The 9,951-nt window shown below is 34.2% G+C and carries 11 protein-coding genes and 1 pseudogene; 5 read left to right on the top strand and 7 right to left on the bottom strand.

Annotation, left to right across the window (positions count from 1 at the left end):
• Window positions 1-32 precede the first annotated feature (32 nt).
• The 5 genes and pseudogenes from HMPREF2658_RS14850 to HMPREF2658_RS06410 all read right to left on the bottom strand — a co-directional run.
• Window positions 33-116, bottom strand: a pseudogene (locus HMPREF2658_RS14850) (hypothetical protein); the annotation flags it as partial.
• 100 nt (window positions 117-216) lie between these two features.
• Window positions 217-558, bottom strand: a complete 342-nt coding sequence (locus HMPREF2658_RS06425) for a DUF3969 family protein (protein WP_000627532.1) — start codon at window positions 556-558, stop codon at window positions 217-219.
• A 40-nt stretch (window positions 559-598) separates the two neighbouring features.
• Window positions 599-1,225: a hypothetical protein gene (locus HMPREF2658_RS06420; RefSeq protein ID WP_000669031.1), complete on the bottom strand. Its 627-nt coding sequence runs from the start codon at window positions 1,223-1,225 to the stop codon at window positions 599-601.
• Between the two features lie 75 nt (window positions 1,226-1,300).
• Window positions 1,301-2,296: a DUF4352 domain-containing protein gene (locus HMPREF2658_RS06415; protein WP_000070666.1), complete on the bottom strand. Its 996-nt coding sequence runs from the start codon at window positions 2,294-2,296 to the stop codon at window positions 1,301-1,303.
• Between the two features lie 80 nt (window positions 2,297-2,376).
• Window positions 2,377-3,027 (bottom strand): excalibur calcium-binding domain-containing protein, encoded by a 651-nt coding sequence (locus HMPREF2658_RS06410; RefSeq protein ID WP_001796416.1) that lies wholly within the window; start codon window positions 3,025-3,027, stop codon window positions 2,377-2,379.
• Window positions 3,028-3,329: 302 nt separating this feature from the next.
• On the opposite strand from HMPREF2658_RS06410, the gene HMPREF2658_RS06405 reads away from it, so the two are divergent.
• The 3 genes from HMPREF2658_RS06405 (at window position 3,330) to menC (ending at window position 6,428) form a co-directional block, all read left to right on the top strand.
• Window positions 3,330-3,785, top strand: a complete 456-nt coding sequence (locus HMPREF2658_RS06405) for a DUF4909 domain-containing protein (RefSeq protein WP_072468941.1) — start codon at window positions 3,330-3,332, stop codon at window positions 3,783-3,785.
• A gap of 158 nt (window positions 3,786-3,943) precedes the next feature.
• Window positions 3,944-5,422, top strand: a complete 1,479-nt coding sequence (menE, locus tag HMPREF2658_RS06400; RefSeq protein WP_000348383.1) for an o-succinylbenzoate--CoA ligase — start codon at window positions 3,944-3,946, stop codon at window positions 5,420-5,422.
• A 4-nt stretch (window positions 5,423-5,426) separates the two neighbouring features.
• Entirely contained in the window at window positions 5,427-6,428 is a 1,002-nt protein-coding gene (gene menC / locus HMPREF2658_RS06395; RefSeq protein ID WP_000778530.1) for an o-succinylbenzoate synthase, read from the top strand.
• On the opposite strand, the gene yidD is transcribed toward menC, so the two are convergent.
• Window positions 6,425-6,682 (bottom strand): membrane protein insertion efficiency factor YidD, encoded by a 258-nt coding sequence (gene yidD / locus HMPREF2658_RS06390; protein ID WP_000718111.1) that lies wholly within the window; start codon window positions 6,680-6,682, stop codon window positions 6,425-6,427. The genes menC and yidD overlap by 4 nt on opposite strands.
• A 65-nt stretch (window positions 6,683-6,747) precedes the next feature.
• Here yidD and ytkD point away from each other — a divergent pair, with 65 nt between their 5' ends.
• Both ytkD and HMPREF2658_RS06380 read left to right on the top strand, forming a co-directional pair.
• Complete coding sequence (gene ytkD, locus HMPREF2658_RS06385) at window positions 6,748-7,221, top strand: RNA deprotection pyrophosphohydrolase (RefSeq protein ID WP_000672013.1); 474 nt, start codon at window positions 6,748-6,750, stop codon at window positions 7,219-7,221.
• 4 nt (window positions 7,222-7,225) lie between these two features.
• The gene (locus HMPREF2658_RS06380; RefSeq protein WP_001827685.1) at window positions 7,226-7,972 is read left to right on the top strand and encodes an alpha/beta hydrolase family protein; all 747 of its coding nucleotides are present in this window, start codon (window positions 7,226-7,228) and stop codon (window positions 7,970-7,972) included.
• A gap of 379 nt (window positions 7,973-8,351) precedes the next feature.
• Here the strand turns inward: HMPREF2658_RS06380 and pckA are convergent, their stop codons facing one another.
• Window positions 8,352-9,944, bottom strand: a complete 1,593-nt coding sequence (gene pckA, locus HMPREF2658_RS06375) for a phosphoenolpyruvate carboxykinase (ATP) (protein WP_000109912.1) — start codon at window positions 9,942-9,944, stop codon at window positions 8,352-8,354.
• Window positions 9,945-9,951: the final 7 nt, after the last annotated feature.

The raw sequence follows: 9,951 nt of genomic DNA, 5'->3' as shown, positions 1-9,951 counted from the left end.
ATGAAAACTGTCTAAAAAATTGTTGACATACCAAGGTATGCTACAGCTTGCGAGTAAGTAGCGTCTAATAATTGACTATATTCATTATATTTAGCTGTATATTCGTTTTTCTCCATTTCAATAAACCTCTTTTCAAACTTTATAAAATGAAATACTTGTAACTTAGAAAGAATAAAATCAATACCCACTTAGTTACGTTCGACTTTTATATGTCTATTACTTTTGTATAACGCGCCAATTGATTAATATTTTGTCATTGAATTCTACACTTTTGTATTGTTTTAATAGTTCTTCAGATCTTTGTAAACAGACTGTAACTGTATCATCAATTGATAAATTAAATGCTGCAAAGTCTTCTAACTCTGTCCCTTTGTGAATTAAATCGATAATGTCTGGTTTCACACCTAGGGAAGAGAGTGTTTCCATCATATAAGGTGTAAAGAGCAAATGCTCTGCATTGTCGATTGAAATAATACCGAGTTTAAGTTGATTAAAAAGACCATGCATAGTCATTAAGGTGTATTTTTCAAGTTGTTGTATATTTTCAAATGTTATCATAGCGGTTCTCCTAAAAATTACAATTAATCAAAGTATGCCATTATTTAACTTTAGTTTCTTCAGAATTATTTGTACGGTTATCGTGTTTTTCTTCTTTATTAACAGCATTTTTATCACTTTTATCATCGACTTTTTGATCTGGTGTATCATTTTGAATGGCTTTGTTATTGTCAATATCATGATGTTGAATGTCTTCTGACTCACCATCTGTTTCATCATGATCACTCATACCTGGGTTGTATTTAGGGCTTCTCTTTTTAAATGCTTCAAATTCTTCTTTATCTTTTTCTGACATATCATCAAAAATATTAATAATCGTACCATTGTGTCGATTAACAATAGCACAACGTTTTAATGGTGTGCCAACTGCATCGCGGACTAGATGTTCAACATAATATTCATATTCATTACTTCGTTCAAGATTTGTTTTATAATTTAATGTTTGATTTTCGTTAGCACCTCTTGCTTTGTAATCGTTTCGAACGATATCTTCGGCTTCTTGTGGTGTCATTTGCTTTTCTGTATTTGACTGTGTAGTGTTGTCAGTTTGTTGCGTCTTTTTATTAATGTCATTTGATTTACTACTATTTTCTTTATGTTGATTAGCACCACAGGCAGTTAATAGTGACAATGATAATGTGATTGCAACGATAGCTTTGAATTTCATTTTTTTATCTCCTTGATTTGATTATGTATAATTAATTTTTCCGTAAAAGAAGGGTAGCCGAGCTACCCTGAAATTTTATTCTGTTGAAGCGTCGTACATACTATTTTCATTGTGAATATTTTGACTAGGTGGTGCTTCACTAGTGGTAGGTTTGCTATGGGGCATGGGCTCTACAGGAGCAGTTTCCTCATTAGATTCACTTTTTTCTACACTAGATTTATCACTTTTAGACGCATTCTGCTTATCCTCATCTTTACTAGACTTTTCGCTATCTTCAGAATCAGTATCCGCACTAGAAGTTGTAGCAGGTGTAGTAGCCGAAGCTTCATAATTTACATTATCGCTATTTGAACTCGTAACAGCTACTTCTGTATCTTGCTTGTCTTTTTTAGCTTTTGATGTTTTTTTAGCATCGGATAAATCAAATGTAATCTTCTTGACGCTAAATAAACTAGAAATAACTTCTAATTTTTTATCTTTTGCGTTGGCTATGTTTTCTGACACATCGAAAACAATTTTACCTTGAGCAGTGCTATCTGGATTTATACGCTGTAAGAAAAATGAATTTTCTATACTACCATTGTCATTTTGATTAGCAGACATTGAACCTGTATTATCTGCTTCAAATGTTTTATCACCGGATTTTAGCTTAAACATTGAACTATCAATTGTTAACGCTTCTTTACCTTTGTTTTTAATCGTCACATCAGCAACGACAAATGTACCTTTAGCATTTGTTGGCGCGATAGATGGACCAACTGATTTCATAGTTTCAACTGAATTAACTGTGACTTCAAGATCACCATTTTTTACAGTCTCTCCAATTTTATGGGTTTTGTTCGTTTCTTTAGAACTATTTCCGCCAAGGTTACCTGTAATACCAGCTGTACAAGCTGAAATACCGATGATAATTAAAATAAATAATACTAGACAACCACCACAGCCCCAGAACCATCCTTTTTTAGATTTCTTTTGTCCGTATTGCTGGTACTGTTGGTTTTGTTGATTTTGGAAAGCTTGGAATTGTTCCCATTGTCTTCGCTCTTCTTCGCTTTTAAATTGATTGCTCATGCCTAAAAAATCTCCCTCATTTTTTACTATGTGATTAGTGCATAAAGCTAAATACAATTTGAATTCAATTCGCTTGTTGTTTAATATTTATCAGGTTCACATGCACGTTTATCTTTATCTCTATCTAAATGTGGTCGATATGCTGGATGATCGGCAGTGACACCATTCGGATAAACTTGTCTAAGTTGCTTACAATTAGCAAATGATTGTTGCTTGTTTGTTTCAGTTGATGGTGAAGTCTTAGGTTGAGTGGATTGATGATGGTCACTTGGTTGTTGCTTTTCATTTAAATCATCTTTCAAGTCGTCTTGTGATTTATCTTCTGCAACGTTTGGTGTGTTAATTTCATCATCTGATTGATCTTTTGTTGTTGTTTCATCAATTTCATGTTGATTCTTTTCAGTATTTTCATTTGCGGGTACTTCTTCGGTTGATTGTAAATCCTTATCTGTTTCTGATTCTGATTTTTCTTCAGGCATATTTTCACTTTTATCTTCGTCTTTTTGAGTTAATTGCGTTTTTGATGATTGATTACTAGTGGAATTGTCATTATTACTAAACATCATTGAACAGGCTGATAATAAGATAATTAATATAATAAAAGAAATAAGGCAACCGCCGCATCCTTTTAACATGCCACGTCTTTCAGAATTTTTAGCAGATTGGTTTTGATTCTTGTTGTTCTCTGTATTCAAAGGTAAATCTCCTCTATATTTATATGTTATTTTCATGATTTACTACATAAAACCTGGATGCATTTAAGAGGGAGTTATTAAGTGTAAAACGCTTTCACTATATCACATAATCATATTTTACCAAATTAGTAGTGGAAATACTTTAATTTTTTTCAAAACTTTAAAAATATTTTTGGATTGCAGAAGTGTTAATTTAATAATTGTAAAGTTGTATTACGACTCAAAATGACACGAACATGACAACATAATTTAACAAAATAATAATTTCTATTTGATATAATATATTGTATTTATATTTAGAGGTGTTGCTTTTGAAAAAGTTTTTAAAATTCAAGGGGATGAAAATATGTTTAATGCTATATCTACTGATTTTTTTAAGTAGTTGTGGCACAAATAATAAAATAGTAGGCCAACGATTTGAAATACAACAACATAATGAAACAATAGGTAGTATTTACTTTTCAGCAGACTATGCACATATAAGAGGTATAGAAAAAGGCACTGCAAAATATTTCGTAGACAAAGTAGGCAGCAAACGTTACTTATTTATTGAATATATTCCGGACAATGTATTGAATTGCAAGCCGGAATTTTGGAAAACGTTAAAATATAAAAAGGACAAGGTAACATATTATGTATATCTCATTGAAAATTTAGATGATGAAGTATTCCATTTAAGTGCATTACAAGACATGAATCGTATACCAATTGACATTGCAGATGATGTGGCAACAATGGGTAAATCACCACATCAGAATGACAGACTTACACTAAAATTAAATAAAAATAACTGATAATAGTAGACGAGTGATATAACGATATGTATTGAGCATTATAACAATCATATCAATGAATCAATTCGTCTACTTTTTTATATTTTTAAACATAACCACTGCTAGAATGTCATAAAATCGTTATAATTATAATGTAAATGATTTTGGAGGAATAGCGCATGGACTTTTGGTTATATAAACAAGCACAACAAAATGGACATCATATTGCGATAACAGATGGTCAAGAATCTTATACTTATCAAAATTTATACTGTGAAGCGAGTCTATTGGCTAGAAGACTCAAGGCTTATCAACAATCTCGTGTTGGGCTATACATAGATAATTCGATTCAATCGATTATTTTAATACATGCATGTTGGTTGGCAAATATTGAAATTGCGATGATTAATACAAGGTTGACACCTAATGAGATGAAGAATCAGATGAGATCAATCGATGTACAATTGATTTTTTGTACCTTGCCACTGGAATTGCGAGGGTTTCAAATTGTATCGCTGGATGATATTGAATTCGCTGGAACGGATATTACAATGAACGATTTAATGGACAACACATTGGACATCCAATATGATACATTGAATGAAACTGTGGTGCCGAAAGATTCGCCGTCCAACATATTAAATACATCATTTAATATAGATGACATTGCATCGATTATGTTTACATCAGGGACAACTGGCCCTCAAAAAGCGGTGCCACAAACGTTTCGTAATCATTATGCCAGTGCAATCGGATGTAAAGAGAGCTTGGGATTTGATCATGATACTAATTGGCTATCTGTCTTGCCGATTTATCATATTTCGGGTCTCAGTGTACTTTTAAGAGCAGTTATTGAAGGGTTTACTGTGCGCATTGTTGATAAATTTAATGCCGAACAAATTTTAACGATGATAAAAAATGAACGCATCACGCACATTTCGCTTGTGCCACAAACTTTAAATTGGCTTATGCAACAAGGTTTACATGAACCTCATGATTTACAAAAAATATTACTCGGCGGTGCGAAATTATCTGCCACTATGATAGAGACGGCATTACAATATAACCTGCCAATTTATAATTCATTTGGTATGACTGAGACATGTTCACAATTTTTAACTGCAACACCGCAAATGTTGCATGAACGTCCTGATACCGTTGGCATGCCAAGTGCCAATGTTGACGTAAAAGTTAAAAATCCTAATAAAGAAGGTCATGGAGAATTAATGATTAAAGGTGCCAATGTGATGAATGGATATTTGTATCCAACAGATTTAACGGATACGTTTGAAAATGGTTATTTTAATACGGGTGACATTGCTGAAATAGATCATGAAGGTTATGTCATGATTTATGACCGACGTAAAGATTTAATTATTAGTGGCGGTGAAAATATTTATCCATATCAAATTGAAACGGTAGCGAAGCAATTTCCAGGTATCAGTGACGCAGTATGTATAGGGCATCCTGATGATACTTGGGGCCAAGTGCCTAAATTATATTTTGTCAGTGAAAGCGACATTTCAAAGGCACAATTGATTGCATATTTATCACAACATTTAGCGAAATATAAAGTACCGAAACACTTTGAAAAGGTTGATACTTTACCTTATACATCAACAGGTAAATTACAAAGAAATAAGTTGTATAGAGGATGATTTGATGAAGTTGACAGCTTTGCATTTTTATAAATATAGTGAGCCATTTAAGTCACAAATTGTAACACCGAAAGTCACTTTAACGCATCGTGATTGTTTGTTTATCGAATTGATTGATGATAAAGGAAATGCATATTTCGGGGAATGTAACGCTTTTCAAACAGATTGGTATGATCATGAAACAATTGCTTCAGTGAAACATGTAATTGAGCAATGGTTCGAAGATAATAGAAATAAATCATTTGAAACGTATGAAGCTGCACTAAAACTAGTAGATTCATTGGAAAATACGCCTGCTGCAAGGGCAACTATTGTCATGGCATTGTATCAAATGTTTCATGTACTGCCTTCATTTTCAGTAGCATATGGAGCGACAGCGAGCGGCTTATCAAATAAACAATTAGAGTCATTGAAAGCAACAAAGCCGACCAGAATTAAATTAAAATGGACACCTCAAATCATGCATCAAATTAGAGTGTTACGGGAATTAGACTTTCACTTTCAATTGGTTATAGATGCAAATGAGTCCTTGATTCGTCAAGATTTCACACAGTTACAGTTATTAGCGAGTGAACAGGTTCTTTATATCGAAGAGCCATTTAAAGATATCTCAATGCTTGATGAAGTAGTGGATGGAACAATACCTCCAATAGCTCTTGATGAAAAGGCGACGTCGTTGTCGAACATTATTAATTTAATAGAATTATACAATGTGAAAGTTGTTGTATTAAAACCATTTCGTCTAGGTGGCATTGATAAAGTGCAAACGGCAATTGATACTTTGAAAAGTCATGGTGTAAAAGTGGTTATTGGCGGCATGTATGAATATGGTTTAAGCCGTTATTTTACAGCGATGCTTGCTCGTAAAGGTGATTATCCAGGAGATGTTACACCAGCAGGTTATTATTTTGAACAAGATGTGGTGGCGCATTCAGGCATATTAAAAGAGGGACGACTCGAATTTCGCCCCCCTTTAGTAGATATAACTCAATTACAACCATATTAATGGTTATGTTTATGTGAATGCTTGCTTGCTGACTTGTCTTTTTTTAATGGAACAGGGTCAAAGCCACCTTTATGAAACGGGTGACATTTTAAAATACGACGGATACCTAAATAAAGGCCTTTGAAAGCACCGTGGTATTGAATCGCTTCTCTAGTGTACTCTGAACATGTTGGATAAAAACGACAAGTTGGTGGAGTGAGTGGCGAAATGAAACGTTGATATAAATGAATCATCGCCAAGAATATCTTTTTCATAATTAATGCCTCCAACAATAGTGATTAACTATTATATTAACATACAATGTAGGGATGTGATGCGCGTGAAGTTTAGGGATAAAGATAATCGTCAAGTTAATTTGACATTTAAAAAGGATAATGAGATAGCAGATGGTAATCATGTGCTAGCTATTCCAACGTTTAAAAATCAATTGCTTTTTACCAAACATAATTTACGGGGTATTGAATTTCCTGGTGGTAAAAGGGAACGCGGGGAAAGTAGTGCTGAAGCAGTTACCCGTGAATTATATGAAGAAACAGGCGCCAAAGTTAAAAATATTCATTACATAGCGCAATATACCATTGAAACACATGATCAAACTGATTTTGTAAAAGATGTATATTTTATCGAAGTTGAATCATTGGTAAGCAAGAATGATTATTTAGAAACAGCAGGGCCAGTGTTGTTTAACTGTATCAATGATATTGAACTCGCACAACGGAGTTTCTTACTACAAGATAGTACCATTTTAAAATGCGTAGAGAGGGTGCAATCACTTGGATTTTATCAAACGTAAACGAATGCCAATTGAATCTGTTACGCATCAATTCGAAGAAATTACATATTTGTCAGATGATTTACAAGTCAAAGCTTTAATGATGACACCACTTCATGAAGTAAAACGCATTGTAGTATATTTGCGAGGTGGCAAAGGCCAAGTAGGACGTGTGCGCGCAGGTAGATTAATGCAATTTTCAGATAGTCAAACTTTAGTGATTGGGCCATACTACCGAGGTAACAATGGGAGTGAAGGTAAAGATGAATTTTATCGTGGCGATTTAAATGATGTGACTGAATTATTAAGGTTGCTACATGATAAATATCCGCAAGCTTTTATTCATATGGTTGGTTTCTCAAGAGGTGGACTACAAGGATTGTTGACATTTCAAGACTTACCAGTAACAAGTTATACAATCTGGGGTGGTGTCTCAGATATTGATTTAATGTATGAAGAACGTGTCGATTTAAGAGGCATGCTACGAAGAATGATTGGTCATCCGAAAAAAGATCGAGCGGCATATGAGGCACGCCAAGCGATTCCAAACATTAATGAAAACAGTCCGCCGATATTAATTGTACATGGAGGGAAAGACCAACAAGTTGGTATTCATCATGCGTATTATTTAGCGGACCAACTAGAGTTAAAAGGTGCCACGCATGAAAGATTTTATCAAATGGCAGAAGGACATGTGCCAAGACCACCAGCGATGGTTGAAACATTGACTTATATTAAAGAATTTATGAACCAAGTTGAGTTGCATAGCTAGTATAAAATTTGGTGTGCGCATGGGAACTATCAATCTTTGAAGATGTGGTGCTACATGCGTTGAATGAGCGGTACGCGCTTTCAATGAAAATGTGCTCCATGCAGATAACTGTATGTGCTTTTTGTGAATAGGAACAACTTGCGTTGAGTTAACGATAAGTACTTTATGCAAAGCGGGGCAACATGCATAGCGTAAAGGATCGGTACTTTATGTGAAGACGTGGTGCTTCCATTGAATGAGTGATGTGAGTTTGGCATGAAGGTCACCTTAAATGTGATTGTTGTAATAAAATTGCCTATAAATTTTTACCATATAAAATAAGAGGAGCCAACCATTGTTAGACTATAACAACGGTTGGCTCTTTAATTAGTATGCAAATTTATTTGTTGAAACTACCTTTTTCAGCAATATGTTCAACTTTTTCACCAAATTTTTCGAAGTTCTTTTCAAAACGTTGAATTAAATCTTCTGCTTGTGCTTTATATTTCTCTTTGTCGCTCCAAGCATTAATTGGATTTAAAATAGTTTTCGGTACATCTTCAATTTCTACAGGAATGCTTAAACCAAACGTACTATCTTTTGTATATTCTGCATTTTTCAATTTACCAGAAATCGCTTGGTTTACCATTTGACGTGTGTAATGTAAGCTGATTCTTCGTCCTACACCATATTTTCCGCCAGTCCATCCAGTATTAACAAGATAAACATCAACATCATGTAAATCGATAAGTTCACCTAATAAATCAGCGTAAACAGTAGGGTGTAACGGGAAGAAAGGTGCTCCGAAACATGTTGAGAATGATGGTTCAGGTTCTGTCACACCACGCTCCGTACCAGCTAATTTAGAAGTGAAACCACTCAAGAAATGATACATTGCTTGGTCTTTATTTAACTTTGAAATCGGTGGAATAACACCAAATGCATCCGCAGTTAAGAAAATAATTGTATTTGGATGTGCTGCTTTTGATGGTACTACAATATTGTCAATGTGATTAATTGGATAAGCGGCACGCGTGTTTTCTGTATAACGATTGTCTTCAAAGTCCACTGAACCATCTTCTGAAACAACCGTGTTTTCTAGGATTGCACCATATTTGATTGCGTCAAAGATTTGTGGTTCTTTTTCTTTGGAAAGATTGATTGCTTTCGCATAGCAGCCACCTTCGATATTGAAGACCCCGTTTTTATTCCAGCCGTGTTCATCATCACCGATTAGTTTACGGTGTGGGTCAGCCGATAAGGTTGTTTTACCTGTGCCAGATAGACCAAAGAATAATGCGACATCGCCTTTTTCACCAACGTTTGCAGAGCAATGCATGCTCATAATATCTTGCATCGGTAATAGATAATTCATTACAGAGAAGATACCTTTTTTCATTTCACCAGCGTATTCAGTACCGCCGATTAAAATGACTTTGTGTTTAAATGAAATAATGACAAAGGTTTCAGATTTAGTACCATCAACTTCTGGATCTGCTTTAAAATGTGGGGCAGAAACGATAGTGAAGTTAGGTTTAATCTTTGTAGCTTCTTCTTTTGATTCAGGTCTAATAAACATATTTTTAGCAAATAAATTATGCCATGCTAATTCATTGATGACTGTAAGTTTTAACATTGTATCTTTATCGCTACCAGCGTAGCCTTTAAATACGTATAATTCATCTTTTTTATCTAAATAGTCTAGTACTTTATGGTATAACTTCAAGAAAGTTTCTTCATCGATAGGTTGATTAATTTCTCCCCAGTCAATGTTATCTCTATATGAAGGTTCAGAGACAAAAAATTTGTCTTTAGGCGAACGACCAGTATATTTTCCAGTACTTGCATTAACAGCACCAAGTTCTGTTAATACCCCTTCGTTATTGTCTAAGATTTTATTATAAAGTTGTGTCGTCGAAAGTTGAAAATGTGACGTTGGTTTTTTCAGTAATTTGTCAATTTTAGTTGTTTCAGTGTATGTGTCTACTGACATCCTAAAT

This window comes from Staphylococcus sp. HMSC062H10 (genome assembly GCF_001836945.1).
GTDB lineage: Bacteria > Bacillota > Bacilli > Staphylococcales > Staphylococcaceae > Staphylococcus > Staphylococcus aureus.
This window is presented reverse-complemented; position numbering and strand designations above follow the sequence as displayed.